A 19,323-nucleotide genomic window follows, 5' to 3' on the forward strand; every position below is an offset into this window, starting at 1 on the left:
AGCAAGGGCCGGAGTCCCCGCGGGGACTCCGGCCCTTCCGCTACTCCGTCCACTCCCGCGTCCGCCGCGGCAGCCCGCTCACGCCCGACACCGGCGTCTTCACCGCCAGGAACTGGTTCACGCCGATCCGGTTGCGCTCGAAGGAGACCGCCGAGGCCGCCATGTAGAGCCGCCAGATCCGGGCCCGCCCGGGCGAGGTGAGCCGGACCGCCCGGTCCCACTCCCGCTCCAGGTTCGCCACCCACCGGCGCAGCGTCAGCGCGTAGTGCTCGCGGATCGCCTCCACGTCCCGGACCTCGAAGCCGGCGTCCTCCAGGGTCGTCAGGGTGCGGCCCATCGGGGCGAGTTCGCCGTCCGGGAAGACGTACGCGTCGATGAAGGCGTCCACGTGGTACGCCTCCTCGTCGGGCTCCGGGCGGCGGGAGATCTGGTGGTTCAGGAGCCGTCCGCCGGGCTTCAGGAGGCCGAACAGGATGTCGGCGTACTCCCGGTACCGCACGGCGCCGACGTGCTCGGCCATGCCGATGGAGGAGATGGCGTCGAAGGGCCCGTCGGACACGTCGCGGTAGTCCTGGACCCGGATCTCGATCCGGTCGGCGAGCCCCTCCTCCGCGATCCGCTTGCGCGCGAAGGCGGCCTGTTCGCGGGAGAGGGTGATGCCGACCACCCGGGCGCCGTACTCGCGGGCCGCGTGGATCGCCATCGAGCCCCAGCCGCAGCCCACGTCGAGCAGCCGGTCGCCCTCCTTCAGGGCCAGCTTGCGGGCGATGAGGTCCAGCTTGTCCCGCTGGGCCTCCTCCAGCGTGCCGCCGTCCGTCCAGTAGGCGCACGAGTAGACCATCGACGGGCCGAGCACCAGCGCGTAGAAGTCGTTGCCCACGTCGTAGTGGTGACTGATCGCCCGCTTGTCGCGGCGCTTGCTGTGCCGGCCGCCGCTGCGGCCCCTGACCTCCTCGGCCGGCGGCTTCGGCGGCGGCAGCGGCCCGGCGAGCCGGAGCAGCGCCGCCACGGCGGCCCGGACGCGCGGGTCGCGGGCGGCGGCGAGCAGCCCGCCGCCGGTCTCCCCGTCGCGCTCCCAGAGCAGTCCGGAGAGGCGGTCCAGGGCCTCGTAGAGGTCCCCCTCGACGTCCATCTCGCCCGCCACCCAGGCACGGGCCAGGCCCAGTTCGCCCGGCTTCCAGATCATCCTGCGCAGCGCCCTGCGATCCCTGATGACCAGGACCGGGCCGGTTCCCGCGGGGCCCGCCTCGCTGCCGTCCCAGGCGCGCAGGCGCACCGGGAGGGGACTTCCCAGCAGTTCCTCGGCGAGAGTCGCGAGCCGCGTCGCGGCGTCGGCCATGGTGACACACCTCCGTGGTCTTGCCCCGGACAGTCGTCCGTCGTCCTTCCGTCATCAAGGGAACACCGTCCGTAGGGATTTCCCATCCCGCCGCGACGCAAGGACTCGGCAAAACGCGCCGAAAACACGCCGAAGGGCCGCCCGCACCACGGATGACGGACGGCCCTTCGGTACTGCTCGGGGTGTTACGACGCCTTGGCCTTCTCCGGGGCCGGCGCGGCCGCGGCGGGGGCCGGGGCGGGCTTGGCGGCCTCGTAGAACTCCTCGCGCGGCGTCTCCATGGCGCCGAGCGAGACGACCTCGCGCTTGAGGAACATGCCGAGGGTCCAGTCGGCGAAGACGCGGATCTTGCGGTTGAAGGTCGGCATCGCCATGCCGTGGTAGCCACGGTGCATGTACCAGGCGAGACGGCCCTTGAGCTTGATCTTGAACTTGCCCATGACGATCATGGCCACGCCCTTGTGCAGGCCGAGACCGGCGACCGCGCCCTTGTTGGCGTGGCTGTACGCGCGCTGCTCGAAGCCGCGCATGCCGGACACGACGTTGTCGCCGAGGACCTTGGCCTGGCGCAGCGCGTGCTGGGCGTTCGGCGGGCACCAGGCGCGCTCGGCCGGGACGCCGGCCTTGATCGCGGCCAGGTCCGGGACCTGGGCGTTGTCGCCCGCGGCCCAGACGTAGTCGAGGCCGTTGACCTGCAGCTTCTCGTTGCAGTCCACGTGGCCGCGGGGGCCGAGCGGGAGGCCGAAGCGGGCGAGGGCCGGGTTCGGCTTGACGCCGGCGGTCCACACGATGGTGTTGGAGTCGACCTCGAGGCCGTTCTTGAGCACGACGTGGCCGTCCACGCAGGAGTCCATGGAGGTCTCCAGGTAGATCTCGATGCCGCGGCTCTCCAGGTGCTCCTTGCCGTACTGGCCGAGCTTGGGGCCCACCTCGGGGAGGATCTTGTCGGCGGCGTCGACCAGCACGAAGCGCATGTCCTCGCGGGACACGTTCGTGTAGTACTTGGCCGCGTCGCGGGCCATGTCCTCGACCTCGCCGATGGTCTCGGCGCCGGCGAAGCCACCGCCGACGAAGACGAAGGTCAGGGCCTTGCGGCGGACCTCCTCGTCGGTGGTCGAGTCGGCCTTGTCCAGCTGCTCGAGGACGTGGTTGCGCAGCCCGATGGCCTCCTCGATGCCCTTCATGCCGATGCCCTGCTCGGCGAGGCCGGGGATCGGGAAGGTGCGGGAGACGGCACCCATCGAGATGACCAGGTAGTCGAAGGGCAGCTCGTACGCCTCGCCGACGAGCGGCGCGATCGTGGCGACCTTGCGGTCCTGGTCGATGGTGGTGACCCGGCCGGTGAGCACCTCGGCTCCGCGCACGACGCGCCGCAGCGGGACGACGACGTGGCGCGGCGAGATGCTGCCGGCGGCGGCTTCGGGGAGGAAGGGCTGGTACGTCATGTACGACCGCGGGTCGACGACCGTGACGGTCGCCTCGGCGTAACGCATCTTCTTGAGGATGCGCCGCGCGGCGTACAGGCCAACGTACCCGCCGCCTACGATGAGGATCCTGGGACGCTCCGTGGTGCTCATGCCATCGAGTATCCACCCACCGCCGGGGGTCACCTCGTGCGCCCCTTCACAAGCTTCCCGGGGTGCTCTGCTACACTCCGCCGCCCACGTGATCCACGTCATGGTCGTGCAAAGGAACCGGGATGCAGTGGTGAACGTTATTCACCCCCACTGAACTGGCCTGGAGAGCCCCCGTTAACGCGGAACCAGCGGGTGCGTTCACACGATGGAAACTTCGAGCGAAGTGGCCTCCGCGCCTGCGAAAGGGCCCTGATGACCCCCTCGGGAGGCCCAAAGACCTCCCTCCGGCGCCATCAGGGCCCTTTTCCTTGTGAAGAACTTCACGAAGCTTTCCCGACGGGGTGTCGCCGGGCGCTTCGATAGGTGCCCGCTATGCCACGGATAGGGCGATCCCATCGAGGATGTCGTGCTCGCTGACCACGACCTCGGTGGCTCCGACCCGCTCCACGATCTCCTGGAGGACGAGCGCGCCGGCCACGATGACGTCCACCCGGCCGGGGTGGACGACGGGGATCGCGGCCCGCTCGTCGTGGGTGGAGGCGAGCAGCCGGGCGGTGACCTCGGCGACCTGGGCGGCGGAGATCCGGGAGTGGTGGACCTTCTCGGAGTCGTACTCCGGCAGCCCGAGGGCGATGGCGGCGACGGTGGTGACGGAGCCGGCCAGGCCGACGAGCGTGTCGGCGGCCTCGATCGGGACGGTCTCGGCGGCCAGGTCGAGGGCGGCGCGGACGTCGGCGCGGATGGCCTCGGCCTCCTCGGCGGTCGGCGGGTCGTGCCGGACGTGCCGCTCGGTGAGGCGGACGCAGCCGATGTCGACGGAGCGGGCGGCCTCGACGTGCCGGTTGCCGACCACGAACTCGGTGGAGCCGCCGCCGATGTCGACGACGAGGCGCCGGTCGTCGCCGTGCAGCTCGCCGGTGGCGCCGGTGAAGGAGAACTCGGCCTCCTGGTCGCCGGTGATGACCTCGGGCTCGACGCCGAGGATCGCGACGACCCCGTCGACGAACTCCTGCCGGTTCTCGGCGTCGCGGGAGGCGGAGGTGGCGACGAAGCGGATCCGCTCGGCGCCGAGCTCCTCGATGACGGCGGCGTACGCGCGGCAGGCGGCGAAGGTCCGCTCCAGCGCCTCGGGGGCGAGCCGGCCGGTCTTGTCGACGCCCTGGCCGAGCCGGACGATCGTCATCCGCCGGTCCAGCTCGATCAGCTCGCCGGTCTCCGGGTGCACGTCGGCGACGAGGAGGCGGATGGAGTTGGTGCCGCAGTCGATTCCGGCGACCCGGGTCACGCGCCCTTCTCCTCTTCCTTGTCCGCTTCCCTGTCCGCGCACGGGTTCACGCACGGGCCCTTGGCCCACCACTCGGGGAGCATGGCCAGGGCCTCGTCGCCGAACGGGTTGACGCCGGGGCCGGCGACGAGCGAGTGGCCGACGAGGACGTGCAGGCACTTCACGCGGTCGGGCATGCCGCCGGCGCTGGGGAAGCCCTCCAGGACCTCGATGGCGTCGCGGCGGGCGATGTAGTCCTCGTGCGCCGCGCGGTAGGCGGCGGCGAGCTCCGGGTCGGTGGCGAGCCGGGCCTGCATCTCCTTCATGACCCCGTTGGCCTCCAGGGTGCCGATGGCCGAGGCCGCCCGGGGGCAGGTGAGGTAGTACGTGGTGGGGAAGGGGGTGCCGTCGGGCAGCCGGGGCGCGGTCTCGACGACGTCCGGGTTGCCGCAGGGGCAGCGGTGCGCGATGGCGCGCAGGCCGCGCGGCGGCCGGCCGAGCTGGGCCTCGAAGGCGGCGACGTCCGCCTCGGTGGGCTCGGTGCGTTCGGTCTGCGGAGGGGGCGTTTCCATCGTGGATCCTGAGTCGGGTCGGTCAGTGGCGGTCGGCGTTGTCCACGCCGTCCCAGAGGTTGTCGTACCAGGGGCGGTCGGCCGTGCCCTGGTCGGCGCGGGGGCGGTCGGCCGCCCCGGGGTCGTTCACGGTGAAGCCGGTCTCGCCGGGGAGCACGTAGTGGAGGTGTTCACGGGCGAGGCGGCGGACGTAGGCGGGGTCCTGGAGGCGGGCCTTCTCGTCCCGCAGCTCCTCGACCCGCCGGGCGGCCTCGGCGGCCCTGCGCTCCTGGTCGGCGATCTCGCCCTGCTGGGAGACGTAGCTCCGTATCGGGTAGGCGAGGGCGACGACGAGGGAGCAGACGACCAGGGCGAGGAAGGCGGCGCGGCCGGTGAGCCGGGAGCGCCGGGCCTGGCGCCGGGTCTGGGAGCGGTAGACACGGGCGGCGGTCTGCTCGCCGATCAGCCTGATCCGGGTCGCGGTCGAGAACCGGTCCCGGTCCTTCACGGCCATGTCGTGTCGCCTCCCCTTTTCTCCGGTGTCGCTTGTCTCCGGTGTCCCTCAAACGTGCGTCCCCGCACACGGTACGGGACCGGGTGCGGGGACGGACGGAACTACGGCGTCAGGGCAGGTCAGCCCTTGAAGCGCGGGAAGGCGCTGCGGCCGGCGTAGACGGCGGCGTCGTCGAGGATCTCCTCGATGCGCAGCAGCTGGTTGTACTTGGCGACGCGCTCGGAGCGGGCCGGGGCGCCGGTCTTGATCTGGCCGCAGTTGGTGGCGACGGCGAGGTCGGCGATGGTGACGTCCTCGGTCTCGCCGGAGCGGTGGGACATCATGCACTTGAAGCCGTTGCGCTGGGCGAGCTCGACGGCGTCGAGGGTCTCGGTCAGCGAGCCGATCTGGTTGACCTTCACCAGGAGGGCGTTGGCGGACTTCTCCTCGATGCCGCGGGCGAGGCGCTCGGGGTTGGTGACGAAGAGGTCGTCGCCGACGAGCTGGACCTTGTCGCCGAGCTTCTCGGTGATGACGTTCCAGCCGGCCCAGTCGTCCTCGAACAGCGGGTCCTCGATGGAGACGAGCGGGTACGCGGAGACGAGCTCCTCGTAGTACTCGGTCATCTCGGCGGCGGAGCGCTCCTTGCCCTCGAAGAGGTACTTGCCGTCCTTGTAGAACTCGGAGGCGGCGACGTCCAGGGCGAGGGCGACGTCCTTGCCGGGCACGTAGCCGGCCTGCTTGATGGCCTCCAGGATGAGGTCGAGCGCCTCACGGTTGGAGCCGAGGTTCGGGGCGAAGCCGCCCTCGTCGCCGAGGCCGGTGGAGAGGCCCTTGGTCTTCAGGACGGACTTGAGGGTGTGGTAGACCTCGGTGCCCCAGCGGAGGGCCTCGGAGAAGGACTCCGCGCCGATCGGGGCGATCATGAACTCCTGGATGTCGACGTTGGAGTCGGCGTGCGACCCACCGTTCAGGATGTTCATCATCGGAACGGGCAGCAGGTGCGCGTTCGGGCCGCCCAGGTAGCGGAAGAGCGGGAGGTCGCTGGCCTCGGAGGCGGCGTGCGCGACGGCGAGGGAGACGCCGAGGATGGCGTTGGCGCCGAGCGACGACTTGTCCGGGGTGGCGTCCAGGTCGAACATGGCCTGGTCGATCAGGCGCTGCTCGGTGGCGTCGTAGCCGACGAGCTCCGGGCCGATCTGCTCGATGACGGCGAGGACGGCCTTCTCGACACCCTTGCCGAGGTAGCGGTTCTGGTCACCGTCGCGGAGCTCCAGGGCCTCGAACGCACCGGTGGAGGCACCGGACGGCACGGCAGCACGGCCGGTGCTGCCGTCGTCGAGGCCGACCTCGACCTCGACCGTGGGGTTGCCTCGGGAGTCCAGGATTTCCCGGGCTACGACGACGTCGATGGACGGCACGAGCATCTCCTTCTGGGATGTGACGCTAGGTGTGACGCATGGTCGCAAGGTCTCGTTCGCCTTGCGACAAGAGCCTAACCGGCTCCGGCGCTCCGGCCAGCCGACCGCCCGTCCCCTGGGACGAAAAAGGGCCCAAGCGCACGCATCGGGGGACGAAAGACCCGGCTTCTACTGGACGGTAACGCCGGAACCCCGGTCCGGAGCCACGGGGGAAGGGGGCTCGGGACCGGGGTGGTCACCGCGGGAGGGTCGTCGGGTGCCGGTGAGCCGCCGGACTCACCGCCACCGCGGGCCTTACTTCAGGTGGAGCTGCTGGCCCGGGTAGATCAGGTCGGCGTTCTCGACGACGTCCTTGTTGAGCTCGAAGAGCTTCGCCCAGCCGCCCTCGACGCCCTGCGCCTCGGCGATCTTGCTGAGGGTGTCACCGGCGACGACCTTGTACTCGCCGTCGCCCTTCTTGACCTTCTTGCCGGTCGGGGTGGTGACGGTCTTCTTGGCGGCGGCCTGCGGGGCGGCCTGGGTGGTGCGCTTCGGGGCCTGGCGCTGCTCGCTGCGGGTGGCGGACCGCTCCGTGGAGCGCTCGGGGGCGCTCTGCTGCGGGGCGGCCTGCTGGGTGCTCTGCTGCGGAGCGGCCTCGGCGGAGCCGCCGTCGTAGGAGGCGGAGGAGAGGCCGACGCCGCAGCTCGGCCAGGCGCCCTTGCCCTGGCCCGCGAGGACCTTCTCGGCGATGGCGATCTGCTGCGACTTGCTGGCCTGGTCGGCGGTGGAGGCGTAGGCGGTGCCGCCGTACGCGGCCCAGGTGGAGGCCGAGAACTGGAGGCCGCCGTAGTAGCCGTTGCCCGTGTTGATGGACCAGTTGCCGCCGGACTCGCACTGGGCGACGCGGTCCCACTCGGAGGCGGTGGCGGCCGAGGCGGTGCCGGCGGCCATCAGCGGGGCGGCGACGGCCGCACCGGTGACGCCGACGAGGGCGACGACGCGGGTGGCCTTGGAGGGACGACGACGCTTGCCCGTGCCGGAGAACAGCATGGAGTTTCCTCTTCACCGACGCCTGTGAGGTGAGCTGTCGGGTTCGGGCTTGAAGAGTTCGCCCGGCCGCGTGTCCTTGCACGCGGCTTCACCCCTAGCCGGTCCCGTCGGCCGTCACTGTCAACGGCCGGGACCGGCGCAAACCTTGGGTCCCCCACTCCTGCCTGCGGCGCTTTCGCGACGACAGTTCCCGGCGGCCGACGGCAGGACTCGGCGTTTCGGTCGACGGGGCCCGCGGTGGCGAGCGGTGTCGACCGTAGACACACAGGTGCTCGAAGTTCAAAGGGCCTTACGACGGACAAATCGCCCTTACTTGCCTTCCGTCAGACCTCGTTTGCGCAGGTGAGGGCTGACGGAAGCAAAGTTTGCGGACGTGACACGCCAGTTGGGACGAAGAGACCCATGTCTCACTTTCCCAAAATCGGACATACGCCCCTGAAACGGCCTCACTTCTCCGCTGAAGGGACCGTCAGTTCAAGGCTCTGACCAGGGAGGATGAGATCCGGGTCGGTGCCGACCGTCTGACGGTTGGCGTCATAGAGGGCGTCCCACCCGCCGGGGAGGTCGTTCGCCTGCGCGATCTCGGACAGGCTGTCGCCCGGCCGCACGGTGTAGGCGTCACTTTCGTCCGAGCTGACGGGGGTTGAGGTGACCTTGTCCGCAGACGCGGCATGTCGCCCGGATTCCTGAGCAGTGTCCGTTGTGCCGGATTCCTCCGGTGCCGCCTCACCCCGGTGCTTGCCCGTACCGGGTGTGGCCGACGACACGTCAGACCCGTCGGTACCGGGGGTCACCGGGGTGGTGGGCGCCACGGGGGACGTCGGGGCGTCCGGCGACGTCACCGGGGCGTCCGGGGTGCCCGTGGAGGCGTCCGGGGCGCCGGGCGCGGTGGTCGCCGGCGGCTGCGTGGCCGTCCCCGCGGGGGCGGTGGGCGCGGCGGGGGTGGTGGCGGGCTTCGACGGCGTGGTGGGCGCGGCCGGGGCCGTGGTGGTCGCCGCCGCCCCCTCCCCCGCCCGCTCCGTCTTCTCGGCCCGCCCGGTGGCCGGCGCGGTCGTCCCGGCGGTCTCCTCCACCTCCGGCCGCGCGTCGGCGGCGGTCCCCGTGGGCGTGCCGCCCGTCCAGTTCGACTCGGGCGCCACGCCGCCCTCCTCTTCCTCCTGGACGGCGGGGCCCGGGTGGACGCCGGTCGCCTTGCCGTCGTTCTCCAGGCCGGCGATGGGGGCGCAGGTGGCCCAGTCGGTGCTGCCGGAGGCGAGCGCCTTCTCGGCGACGGTGATCTGCTGGGCGCGGCTGGCGAGGTCGGGGCTGGGGGCGTACGCGAGGCCGCCGTGCCGCTCCCACGCCTCCTGCGTCATCTGGAGGCCGCCGTAGGCGCCGTTGCCGAAGTTGGCGCTCCACTGGCCCCCGGACTCGCAGGCGGCGACCCGGTCCCAGGTGGCCGCGTCGGCGGCGGAGGCGGATCCGGTGGCGAGCAGCGGCAGCGCCAGGGCGGATCCGGTCACTCCCGCGGTGACGACGAGCGCGGGAGCCTGGCGGGGTCGACGGTGTCGTCCGTTTCCGGAAAGCATGTCGGGGCCTTTCGCGTGACGGCGGGGACGGCGGGTGCGCCGGGGACGGCCGGGATCGGGCCGAACGTTGGCGCGAACGTAGCCGCATTCGAACGTCCGTCACAAGTCGATGGCTTCGCGATCACGCGAAGATCACATTTCTGACACGCCGTCACCCGCCGTGCCGGGGTGCGGAAGGGGTGAACTCCACCGGAAGCGTGCGCAATCCCCGCATGATGAGCCCGCCGCGCCACCGCAGTTCGTCCGGATCGGCGCCAAGTCGCAGGTCCGGCAGGCGGGTCAGGAGGGTGGCGAGCGCGGTCTGGCCCTCCAGCCGGGCGAGCGGCGCGCCCAGGCAGTAGTGGATGCCGTGCCCGTACCCGAGGTGCTGGTTGTCCTTGCGGGCGAGGTCGAGGGTGTCGGGCGCGCCGAAGCGGTCCGGGTCGCGGTCGGCCGCCGCGAGGACGACGAGGACCGGGTCGCCGGCCGGGATGGGCTGCCCGCCGATGGTGAGCCCGGTGGTCGCGTACCGCCAGGTCGCCAGCTCGACCGGCCCGTCGTACCGGAGCAGTTCCTCGACCCCGGTCTCCAGGAGTCCGGTCTCCCCGGCGGCGAGCGAGGACTGGAGGAGGGCCCGCTGCTCCGGGTGGCGCAGCAGGGCGTAGGTGCCGTTGCCGATCAGGTTGATGGTCGTCTCGAAGCCGGCGAAGAGCAGCACGAAACACATGGCGACGGCCTCGGCCTCGGTGAGGTGGTCGCCGTGGTCGGAGGCGCGGATCAGCCCGGAGATGAGGTCGTCGCCGAGATCGCCGCGCTTCCGGTGGATCAGTTCGGCGAGGTACCCGCGGATCTTCTTCACCGACCGCGCGACCCCGCCCCGCGGCCCTCCGCCGTGCCGGATCATCATCCCGGCCCAGTCGCGGAAGTCGTCCTGGTCCTCGGCGGGCACGCCGAGCATGTCGCAGATGGCGTAGATGGGCAGCGGGAAGGCGAACTCGTGGATGAGGTCGGCGCTCCCCCGCCCGGCGAAGCCGTCGATCAGCCGGTCCGTCAGCTCCTGCACGCGGGGGGCGAAGGCGGCGACCCGGCGCGGGGTGAACGCCTTCGACACGAGCCGCCGCAGCCGGGTGTGGTCCGGCGGGTCGATGTTGAGGAGGTGGGTCATCAGACCGGCGCTGCGCTCGCCCGGAATGCCGGTCTTGCCCGGTTCGGCGTGGTGCACCGGGTTCTTGGAGAGCCGCTGGTCGGCGAGGGCCTGCCGGGCGTCCGCGTACCGGGTGACGAGCCAGGCCTCGACGCCGCTGGGGAGAGTGGTCCGGTGCACCGGCGCGTGCTCCCGCAGCCACGCGTACGCCGGGTAGGGATCGCTCGCGAACTCCCAGCTGAAGAGCGCGGGCACCGGGCCGTCGCCGGCGCCGGAGACCGGGCAGGAGGCGGCGGCCGGGGCGGGGCTCGCAGGGGGCTTTCCGGGCGTACCGGGCGTCGGGGCGGGTCCTTCACTCACGCCCCGACCGTACCGTCCGGTTCCCCGGGCCCCCTCGGCCGACCTGACGTCATCACCGCCCGGTGATCACGCCGTGACGGCCCGTGCCCTACATTTCCCCGCGTGGACCTCCCCTTGCTCAGAAGCACGTTCGCGGTCGTCGAAAGACGGGCCGAACACGCCGTCACGTACTTCTACTCGCACCTCTTCTGGCGCAACCCCGGCGTGCGGGAGCTCTTCCCCGAGGACATGGCCCCGCAGCGCGACCGGCTGTTCGCCGCGCTCACCCACGTGGTGACCGGCCTCGACGAGCCCGGGCTCCCCGACTACCTGGGGCGGCTCGGCAGGGACCACCGCAAGTTCCTCGCCACCCCCGCCCTCTACGCGGCCGTCGGCGAGAGCCTGCTCGCCGCCTTCGCGCACGCCGCAGGGTCGGCGTGGACGATCGAGGCGGAGAAGGCGTGGTCCGAGGCGTACGGGCGGGTCGCCGGGATGATGCTGCGGGGCGCGGAGGAGTCCGCCGGGGCCGGGGAGCCCGCCTGGTGGGACGCGGACGTCGTCGGCCACCGGCGGCACGGCGACGACCTGGCCGTCCTGACCCTCCGTCCCCGCAGGCCGTTCCCCTTTCTCCCCGGTCAGTACGCCGGCGTCAGCTCGCTCCGGGTCCCCCGCGTGTGGCGCACCTACTCGCTCGGCAACGCCCCCCGCGCGGACGGCACGCTCGACCTGCACGTGAGCCGCATCCGGGGCGGGGCGATGAGCACGGCCCTGGTGGACGGGGTCCGCCCGGGCGAGACGCTGCGGCTGAGCGCGGCCGGCGGCGCGGCGGTCCGCCGTACGGCCCCGGGCGCGCTCCGTACCTACGTGTGCGCCGGTACGGGCTGGGCGCCGGTGAAGGCCCTCCTGGAGGAGGCGGCCGTTGCCGACCCGGCGGCCGGGGGCCGGATCTTCATGGTCGCCCGCTCCCGCGAGTACCTGTACGGGCGGGAGGACCTGGACCGGCTGGCCGCCCGGCTCCCCGGCCTGAGCGTCACCCACATCACCTCGGCCCCCCGCCACCCCCGCGACCAGGCGACCGAGCGCCTGCTGACCGCGCTGCGGGCCTGCGGGCGCTGGCCGGACCACGACGTCCACCTGGCCGGCCCGCCCGGTTTCGTCACCGAGGTCGCCGAGGTCCTCGCGGAGCTGGGCGCGGACCCGGCCCGCACCCACTACGACGTCCTTCCGCCGGTGGGCCGGTTCACCACCCGCCCGTCCTCCCGCGCCGAGTGGCTGCTCCAGCCGCCCGCGGTGCGCTGGCACGACCCCGCGGCACGCGCCCCGCGATAGGCCCTGTCCGGCAATGCGCGCCGGATCCGGCGGGAATTGTCGGACAGGGCCTGGGGCTGACGGCGCGGGTCAGAGGCTCGCGAACCGGCGGCGGGTGAGCTCCGGGGTGCGCGGCCGCCGCCCCTCGACCTCCGCCTTGAGGTCGGCGAGCGTCTGCGCGGCGAGCTCCCGGCGCCAGGCCAGCTCGCCCCGGCGCATGGCCCCCGAGACGGCACAGGTCCTGCGGTAGTCCACGTCCGCGCGGCCGCCCGGTCCCTGCCGGAGGATCTCCTGGCAGCGGAAGGCGTCCTCGGTCCCCTCGATCGCGGTCACCACGTCGAGCACCGTGATGTCGCCCGGGTCGCGGGCCAGCCGGAAGCCGCCGCGCGGGCCGGTGGTGGAGGTGAGGATGCCGGCCCGGACCAGGGCCTGGAGCTGCTTGTTGAGATAGGCGGCGGGCAGGTCGTAGAAGGCGGCGAGCCGGTTCGCCTTGACCGCTGCCCCGTCCTCCACCCAGGTCAGGTTGAGGCAGCTGTGCAGCGCCCACTCGACGCCCTCGCTCATCTGCATGTTCTGGATACTACCCATCCGAAACCCGCGGCGGCGGCCGGCCGTCGCGGGCCCTCACAGCCCTTCGGCCGCCCGGATCGCGTCCCGGTAGGCCCGGGCCGCCGCCCGCAGCGCCGCCTCCGGGTCGACGCCGTCGGCCTCCGCGCGGGCCGCGAGGGCCAGCAGCTCGTAGCCGATGCCGGCGCCCTCCGGGAGCGGCACGTCGAGGCCCGCCGTGCGGACCCGGCTCGCGAGCTTCGCGGCGAGCGCCAGCCCCGGCTGCCCGACCGGCACCCCGTCGGTCACGGACTCCCGGCCCTTCTCGACGGCCTTGGCGGCCAGCCAGTGGGCGCGGACGTCCTCGGGGGTCTCGGCGGTCTCGTCGCCGAAGATGTGCGGGTGGCGCTGGATCAGCTTCTCGACCAGCGTGCCGGCCACGTCGTCGACGGAGAACGGCTCCTCGGCGTCCTCCTCGGCGATCCGCGCGTGGAAGACGACCTGGAGGAGGACGTCCCCCAGCTCCTCGCGCAGCTCGTGCCGGTCGCCGGCCTCGATCGCCTCGACCAGCTCGTACGCCTCCTCGATGGCGTACTTGGCGAGGCCCTGGTGCGTCTGCAGCGAGGACCAGGGGCACCGGCGCCGGATGACGTCCATGACCTGGACGAGGTCGAGGAGGCGGGCGCCCGGCAGGTCGTACGAGCCGGGCAGCAGCTCCAGGTCGGGCATGGCGACCCGGCCGGAGCCGGCCAGTCGCGCGAGCCCGTCGGTGAGGCCCCGGTCGCCCTCGCCGGAGGGCAGGACCAGGACGGTACGGCCTCCGGCGCAGGCGGCGACCAGCTCCTCCGCGGTGGGGCGGAGGTGCTCGACGGCGACGCCCGCCTCCCGCAGGTAGGGCAGCTGGGGGTGGTGCTCGTCGGGGCAGAGGACCCGGTCGGCGCCGCGCAGCGCCTCCCAGGCGGGCCAGGACAGCAGTCCGGGCGCCACCCGGTGGCTGGCGGTGAGCAGGACGACGCGGCCGGGGTTCTCGGAAGTCACCCTTCGAACCTACCCCGGGAGCGGGGTCAGCCCGGAAGCTGCTCCGCCCCGGCGGCGCCCTGCCCCCGGGTGACCTGGACCAGCCAGGGGGCGGTGTCGGCGCCGGTGTCGAGCTGGACCTTGGTGTCGTCCCAGGCGCCGTAGCGCGGGTTCACGTCGATGTCGAGGGACTTCGACGCGTTCGCGAACAGCTCCTGGAGCTTCTGCTGGCCCTCGGGGGTCTCGGTGATCCCCAGCTTCTCGATGATCTTCGTCATGAGGACGTTGCGCCGGACGACGTCGCCGACCTGGCCCGGGGCGACGCCCTGCTGCTGGAGCAGGACGGCCTCCAGGCCCTCCTCGCCGCCGTTCTCGCGGACGAACGCCTCGCGGGTCTCCTGGAGTTCGGCGCGGCTGGCGGTGACGCCCTGGTCGGCGGCGACCTTGCCGAGGATCCGGTCGAAGATCATGCCGTTGAGCTTCTGCCGGCCGAGGTCGCCGGTGGCGGCGATCAGCTGGGCGGACTGCGGGGACGCCGCCTGGGCGTCGCGGGCCGCCTTCACCTCGGCCTGGAGGCTGGAGACGTCGATCCGCTCGCCCCCGACGACGGCCGCCGCCCCTGGATGGGCCTCGCCGCCGCACGCGGTGAGCAGCGGGGCCGCGGCGAGGAGCGCGGCGGAGAGGGCAAGCGCGGTGCGGCGGCGTGCGGGGCTGGCGTGGCGGCGGTCGCGGCGGTGCAAAGGAGCCTCCCGGGCTGGTCGTGCGTCAGTTGGACGACCTTGCGGTGATCGATGGTAGGGAGTCGCCGAGGCCGTAGCCACTCCTTCGCAGCGACAACTTGCGCGTCACCGCGGAACGGGGGTCACTTCCGGACGACCGTCTCCCACAACGAGGCACCCGCCGCCCGGGTGTCGGCCCGGGCCCCCTCCTTCTCGCGGCCCGCGTGCGTCTCGGCCACCAGGTAGTGGGGCCTGCGCTTCACCTCGTAGTAGATGCGGCCGACGTACTCGCCGATCAGGCCGACCATGACCATCTGGACGCCGGCGAGGGCGGTGACGGCGACCAGGAGCGTGACGTAGCCGGGCGTGTCGACGCCGTGGGCGAGGGCGTCGGCGACGATCCAGCCGGCGTAGGCGAGGGCGAGCGAGACCAGCAGCAGGCCGAGGTAGACGGCGGCGCGCAGCGGCTTGTTGTTGAAGGACAGCAGGCCGTCGAGGCCGTAGTTGAGGAGCTTGCCGAAGGTCCACTTGGACCGGCCCTCCTCGCGCACCGCGTTCTCGTAGGCGAAGGTCGTGGTCCGGAAACCGACCCAGGAGAACAGGCCCTTCGAGAAGCGGTTGTACTCCCCCAGGCCGAGGATCGCGTCGACCGTGCGCCGGGACAGCAGCCGGAAGTCGCCCACGCCGTCGACGAGTTCGACGTCGACGAGCCGGTTGATCGCCCAGTAGTAGACGCGGGCGGTGAGGGTGCGGGTGACCCGGTCGCCCTCGCGGGTGCGGCGGGCGACCACCTGGTCGTACCCCTCGGCGTGCAGCGCGACCATCCGGTGCACCAGCTCCGGCGGGTGCTGGAGGTCCGCGTCCATGATGACGACGGCGTCGCCCGCCGCGTGCCGGAGCCCGGCCAGCATGGCGGCCTCCTTGCCGAAGTTGCGGCTGAAGGAGACGAAGCGGACCCGGGCGGGGTCGGCGGCGGCGAGGTCCCGCAGGATCGGAAGGGTCCGGTCCCGGCTTCCGTCGTCCACGTAGACGATCTCGAAGTCGCCCTCCAGGGCGTCGAGTTCCTTCGTCACATGGGAGTGGAAGCGGGCGAGGACGTCCTCCTCGTTGAAGCAGGGGACGACGAGAGAGAGCAGCACACCGGACACCCAAAGGCAGGCCGGTGACCCGCCCGCCCCGCCGGGGTGACGCCGAGAAGACCATTGCGTGAACTGCCCCGCGGGGGCCGTCCCGCACCCCTCCGGCGCTGCGATATTCGACCCGCCATGCGAACTCCCCTGCGCACCACGTCCTCCGGGACGCCCTCCGCCCCGCGCCGCGCGACGGCCGCCGCCTCCGCCCTGGCCGGGCTCCTCGCCGCCGTCGCCGTCTGCGCCGGGGACGCGGCGGCCCGGGTCTTCCCCTTCGGCCCGCGCCACCGGTCGGTGAACGACCTGGCGAACCAGTTCGTCCCCTTCCACGCCCACCTGTGGGACCTGCTGCACGGGCGCGCCGACGGCGGGCTCCTGCTGAACTGGCAGGCGGGCTGGGGCACGAGCTTCCTCCCGGACCACGGCACCTACCTGTCGAGCCCGCTGGCGCCCCTCGTCGCGCTGGCCCCGCGCGCGGACGTCGAGTACGCCGTCTACGCCCTCACCGTCCTGAAGACGGCCCTCGCGGCCGCCGCGACCGCGTTCCTGCTGCGCCGGCTCTCCACCGTCCCCGCCCCGTGGTGGCCGGCGGTGCTCGGCGCCGGGTACGCCCTGTGCGGCTGGTCGGTGGTGGAGGGCACGTACAACCCGATGTGGCTGGACGGCCTGATCGCCTTCCCGCTGCTGTGCCTGGTGGCCGAGTGGGCCCGCGAGGGTGTCCGCCCGCTGCTGTCCGTGCTGACCGTGGCGGTCTGCTGGACGGCGAACTTCTACACGGCCTACATGGCGACCCTCGGGGCGGCCCTCTTCCTCCTCGCCCGCCTGGCCGCCACCGGCCCCTTCCGGCCGCGCGCGCTGCTGCGGGCGACCGTGTCCACGGTGCTCGGAGTCGGCCTCGCCGCGCCCGTGCTCGTGCCCGTCCTGCTGTCGACCCGGCAGGCGCACCCGGGCGTCGTCCGGAACTTCGAGGCGGCGGGCGCGGCCGACGCGCTGGCCCGGCTGCTGCCGGGCACGTACGGCTTCGCCACCCCGGCCGCGTTCGTCGCCGCCCCGGTGCTGCTGCTCGCGGCGACGCTCGCCTTCCGGCGGGACGTGCCGGGCCGGGAGCGGTGGGTGTGGACCGGCCTCGTCCTCGGCACGGCGCTCTCCCTCCAGTGGGGCCCGACGCACCTGGTGTGGCACCTCTTCGCCACGCCGAACGGCAGCCCGTACCGCCAGACCTTCGTCCTCTCCGGCCTGCTCGTCGTCGCCGCCCACACCGGTCTCGCCCGCGGCCTGCCCGGCCCGCGGGCCCTCGCCGGAGGCGGCGCCGTGGTCCTCGCGCTGACGGCCGGCGCCCTCCCCAGCGACCTCGCCACCCGGCCCGCGCTGCTCCTCGGCGTCGCCGGGCTCGCCGCCGCGGCGGGCGCCCTCGCGCTCCCCCGCCGCCCCCGGTACGCCCTCCTCGCCGCGCTGCTCGTCACCGGCACGCTGCTCGGCCAGGCCGCCGCGACGACCGCGTACGCGGACCGCAAGCGCCTGGCGCACCTCGACGACTACCCGCCGTACGGCCCGGAGCAGCGGCGCCGGGCGGCGGCCCTGGCGGCGGCCGACGGCTGGCCCGCGTACCGCACCGACCCGGGCCTCCCCCGGGTCGCCGGCAACGACCCGCTGCTCCTCGGCGGCCAGGGCGCCGCCTCCTACAGCAGCCACACCCCCGCCGTCCTCACCGGACTGCTCACCGCCCTCGGCGGCGGCTGGACCTCGCGCGGCCGCAACCTGCAGAGCCTCGACAACCCGGTGACGGACGCCCTCTTCGCGGTCGGCGCCCGATGGCGGGACGGCGAGGTCGTCCGGACGGCGACGCGGCTGCCGCTCGTGACGGTACGGCCGCCGGGACCCGCGCCCGCCCTCGGCCCGTCCCCCTTCCGCAACCAGGAACTCCTCCTGGGCGCCCGGGTGTACACCGCCCCGTCCGCCGCCGGCGCCTGCCCGCCCGGTACGGAGGTCTTCCTCTGGGCGCCGGAGCGCACCGGCGAGGCCCGGCTCGGCGCCGGCGCCCCGGTGCGGCTCCTCGGCGGCGGCCCCAAGCGGCGGGCCGCGATGACCTCCCTGGGCGTCCAGACCGTCCCCGGCGTCCGCCCGGAGGTCCCGGCCGGGCGGGGCCCGGCGGAGACCGGCTGCCTGGACCGGGCGCGGCTGCGGACCGCCGTGGACGCGCTGCGGCCCTCGGCGGCCGTCGCCGTCACCCCCACCGCGACCGGCCTCACGGCCCGCTTCCCGCACCCCGTGACCGGCACGGCGGTGGTCGCCGCCCCCGCGATCCCCGGCTGGAGCTGCGGGGGCCGGGCGGTGGAGCCGTACGCCGGTCTCCTCGCCGTCCCGGTCACCGGCGCGACCTCCCTGAGCTGCTCCTTCCGCCCGCCGGGGCTGCTGCCCGGCCTCGCGGTGGCGGGAGGCGCGGTGGTGGCGATGGCGGTGCTGCTCCTGGGGGTCCGGCGGAATCAGCGGCGGCGGGCCCTGCGGACGAGCAGGACTCCGGCGGCCGCGGAGAGCACGGCGAGCGCGGCGGCGGCGTAGGCGGGCAGACCGGGACCGCTCTCGGCCAGCTCGTCGTCGCCGTAGCCGCCGGGCTCGGTGGTGGACGGCTCGGGGGCGGGCTCGGTCGTGGGCCCGTCGGTGGGCTCGACGGAGGGCTCGACGGAGGGCTCGACGGTCGGCTCTTCGGTCGGCTCGTCGGTCGGCTCCGTGGTGGACGGCTCCGGGGACGGTTCGTCCGTGGGCCGGTCCGTCGGCTCGTCCGTCGGCTCGGGGGCCGGTTCGCTCGTGGACGGGCTCGGGTCGGGGGTGGGAGAGGTGCCCCCCTCGCAGCTCAGGTCGGCCGCGAAGGGGAAGAAGTGGATCTCGCCGGCGTTGACGTCGGCGGCGCGGGTCGCCTCCAGCGGTCCGGCCGTGAGGGCCTTGGCGACGACGTCGCCCTCGATGTTCGCGGGGTCGAGGTCGGTGACGTGGGCGCGGGGGGCGTAGACCGTGCCCTCGACCGAGTCCCCGGTGGCGATCGTGAGGGCCGTCGCGTCGGAGAAGTTCCACAGGATGTACGGCGCGTCCGCGCCGCTGACCCCCGCCATGTTGGGGACGTCCCAGGTGAAGACCGAGCCGCTCGCGCGGGTGTCGACGTCGATGACGAGGGGGCTCCGGGCCGTCGGACGGTCGAGGAAGGTCAGTTCGGACAGCGCGTTCAGCTCCTCGCCGGTCAGGCGGAGGACGTTGGTGCGCCCGTCGTCCAGGGTGATGCGGCCGGGGTCCTGGAGCTCGACGGTGGCGGCGCAGGAGGCGAGCGCGTCGGCGCGGTCCCGGTAGGCGGCGAAGAGGCCGGTGAAGTCCATGAGGCCGGGGTGGGGGCCGACGGAGAGGGCCGGCTGCTCGACGGTGAGCTCGATGCGCGGGGTGGAGCCGTGGCCCTGGCCCGCGGCGACGACCTGGGTCTTCACGGTGGCGTTGTTGGCGTCCTTGGTGACGACCTCGCTGCCGGTGAGGTCGCCGACCTTCACGTAGCCGTTCTGGAGCACCTTGAGGACCCCGACGGGGCTGGCGGCGCCGTAGTCGATCCGGCCGCCGACGAGCAGCGCGGTGGGCTGCGCGTCGCCGTCGGCCCTGAAGGTGCCGGGGGTGTGCAGGGAGACGTTGTAGCCGGCGCCGTAGGAGAGGTCGCCGCCGATCGCGACGGGCCCCTCGGACTCCGTGGAGCCGAGGAGCGCGTCGGTCTCGACGACGACGCCGAAGCCGTGGTTGCCGGCGACGGGGTTGCCGACGTCGACGGTCGCGGCGGCGGCGGGGCGGACTCCCGTGGCCAGCGTGGCGGCGACGGTGCAGGCGGCGATCCCGAGGAGCGGGTACGACTTCTTCATATGAGCAGATTG

Annotated in this window: 16 protein-coding genes and 1 riboswitch; of the genes, 2 read left to right on the forward strand and 14 right to left on the reverse strand. The window is 73.4% G+C overall.

Translation table 11 applies throughout. The features are described 5' to 3' along the window. Nucleotides 1–40: 40 nt before the first annotated feature. The 9 genes from ABFY03_RS15415 to ABFY03_RS15455 form a co-directional block, all read right to left on the reverse strand. The gene (locus ABFY03_RS15415) at nt 41–1,339 is read right to left on the reverse strand and encodes a class I SAM-dependent methyltransferase (protein ID WP_346170134.1); all 1,299 of its coding nucleotides are present in this window, start codon (nt 1,337–1,339) and stop codon (nt 41–43) included. 185 nt (nt 1,340–1,524) lie between these two features. After that, nucleotides 1,525–2,916 carry an NAD(P)/FAD-dependent oxidoreductase gene (locus tag ABFY03_RS15420; protein ID WP_319007651.1) on the reverse strand — a complete coding sequence of 464 codons (1,392 nt, stop codon included), beginning with the start codon at nt 2,914–2,916 and terminating at the stop codon, nt 1,525–1,527. A gap of 370 nt (nt 2,917–3,286) precedes the next feature. Continuing rightward, complete coding sequence (locus ABFY03_RS15425; protein WP_319007650.1) at nt 3,287–4,201, reverse strand: Ppx/GppA phosphatase family protein; 915 nt, start codon at nt 4,199–4,201, stop codon at nt 3,287–3,289. Next, nucleotides 4,198–4,752 carry a DUF501 domain-containing protein gene (locus ABFY03_RS15430; RefSeq protein ID WP_319007649.1) on the reverse strand — a complete coding sequence of 185 codons (555 nt, stop codon included), beginning with the start codon at nt 4,750–4,752 and terminating at the stop codon, nt 4,198–4,200. The genes ABFY03_RS15425 and ABFY03_RS15430 overlap by 4 nt, the downstream gene beginning before the upstream one ends. A gap of 22 nt (nt 4,753–4,774) precedes the next feature. After that, entirely contained in the window at nt 4,775–5,245 is a 471-nt protein-coding gene (locus ABFY03_RS15435) for an FtsB family cell division protein (protein WP_319007648.1), read from the reverse strand. Between the two features lie 119 nt (nt 5,246–5,364). Further along, the gene (gene eno, locus ABFY03_RS15440) at nt 5,365–6,651 is read right to left on the reverse strand and encodes a phosphopyruvate hydratase (protein ID WP_031013622.1); all 1,287 of its coding nucleotides are present in this window, start codon (nt 6,649–6,651) and stop codon (nt 5,365–5,367) included. Between the two features lie 288 nt (nt 6,652–6,939). Continuing rightward, nucleotides 6,940–7,674: a transglycosylase family protein gene (locus tag ABFY03_RS15445; protein WP_319007647.1), complete on the reverse strand. Its 735-nt coding sequence runs from the start codon at nt 7,672–7,674 to the stop codon at nt 6,940–6,942. Nucleotides 7,675–7,678: 4 nt separating this feature from the next. Continuing rightward, nucleotides 7,679–7,856: riboswitch (cyclic di-AMP (ydaO/yuaA leader) on the reverse strand. A 264-nt stretch (nt 7,857–8,120) separates the two neighbouring features. Beyond that, a complete protein-coding gene (locus ABFY03_RS15450) occupies nt 8,121–9,242 on the reverse strand; it encodes a transglycosylase family protein (protein ID WP_428838192.1) in 1,122 nt (373 codons plus the stop codon). A gap of 151 nt (nt 9,243–9,393) precedes the next feature. Next, nucleotides 9,394–10,620 (reverse strand): cytochrome P450 family protein, encoded by a 1,227-nt coding sequence (locus ABFY03_RS15455; RefSeq protein WP_319007700.1) that lies wholly within the window; start codon nt 10,618–10,620, stop codon nt 9,394–9,396. Between the two features lie 207 nt (nt 10,621–10,827). On the opposite strand from ABFY03_RS15455, the gene ABFY03_RS15460 reads away from it, so the two are divergent. Then, nucleotides 10,828–12,033, forward strand: coding sequence for a globin domain-containing protein (locus ABFY03_RS15460; protein WP_319007645.1), 1,206 nt, complete (start codon nt 10,828–10,830; stop codon nt 12,031–12,033). A 69-nt stretch (nt 12,034–12,102) separates the two neighbouring features. On the opposite strand, the gene ABFY03_RS15465 is transcribed toward ABFY03_RS15460, so the two are convergent. From ABFY03_RS15465 to ABFY03_RS15480, 4 genes are all read right to left on the reverse strand, one after another. Further along, a complete protein-coding gene (locus tag ABFY03_RS15465; RefSeq protein ID WP_319007644.1) occupies nt 12,103–12,582 on the reverse strand; it encodes an RrF2 family transcriptional regulator in 480 nt (159 codons plus the stop codon). A gap of 54 nt (nt 12,583–12,636) precedes the next feature. Beyond that, on the reverse strand, nt 12,637–13,596 hold the full coding sequence (locus ABFY03_RS15470; protein ID WP_319007643.1) for a nucleoside triphosphate pyrophosphohydrolase: 960 nt from the start codon (nt 13,594–13,596) through the stop codon (nt 12,637–12,639). Nucleotides 13,597–13,622: 26 nt separating this feature from the next. Next, complete coding sequence (locus ABFY03_RS15475; protein WP_319007642.1) at nt 13,623–14,315, reverse strand: SurA N-terminal domain-containing protein; 693 nt, start codon at nt 14,313–14,315, stop codon at nt 13,623–13,625. Nucleotides 14,316–14,437: 122 nt separating this feature from the next. After that, a complete protein-coding gene (locus tag ABFY03_RS15480; RefSeq protein ID WP_319007641.1) occupies nt 14,438–15,433 on the reverse strand; it encodes a glycosyltransferase family 2 protein in 996 nt (331 codons plus the stop codon). 126 nt (nt 15,434–15,559) lie between these two features. Here ABFY03_RS15480 and ABFY03_RS15485 point away from each other — a divergent pair, with 126 nt between their 5' ends. After that, nucleotides 15,560–17,983 (forward strand): YfhO family protein, encoded by a 2,424-nt coding sequence (locus ABFY03_RS15485; RefSeq protein ID WP_346170136.1) that lies wholly within the window; start codon nt 15,560–15,562, stop codon nt 17,981–17,983. Here the strand turns inward: ABFY03_RS15485 and ABFY03_RS15490 are convergent. Beyond that, nucleotides 17,908–19,311 (reverse strand): collagen-binding domain-containing protein, encoded by a 1,404-nt coding sequence (locus ABFY03_RS15490; RefSeq protein WP_346170137.1) that lies wholly within the window; start codon nt 19,309–19,311, stop codon nt 17,908–17,910. The genes ABFY03_RS15485 and ABFY03_RS15490 overlap by 76 nt on opposite strands. Nucleotides 19,312–19,323 lie beyond the last annotated feature (12 nt).

The sequence above is a fragment of the Streptomyces roseofulvus genome, assembly GCF_039534915.1.
GTDB classification, from domain to species: domain Bacteria; phylum Actinomycetota; class Actinomycetes; order Streptomycetales; family Streptomycetaceae; genus Streptomyces; species Streptomyces roseofulvus.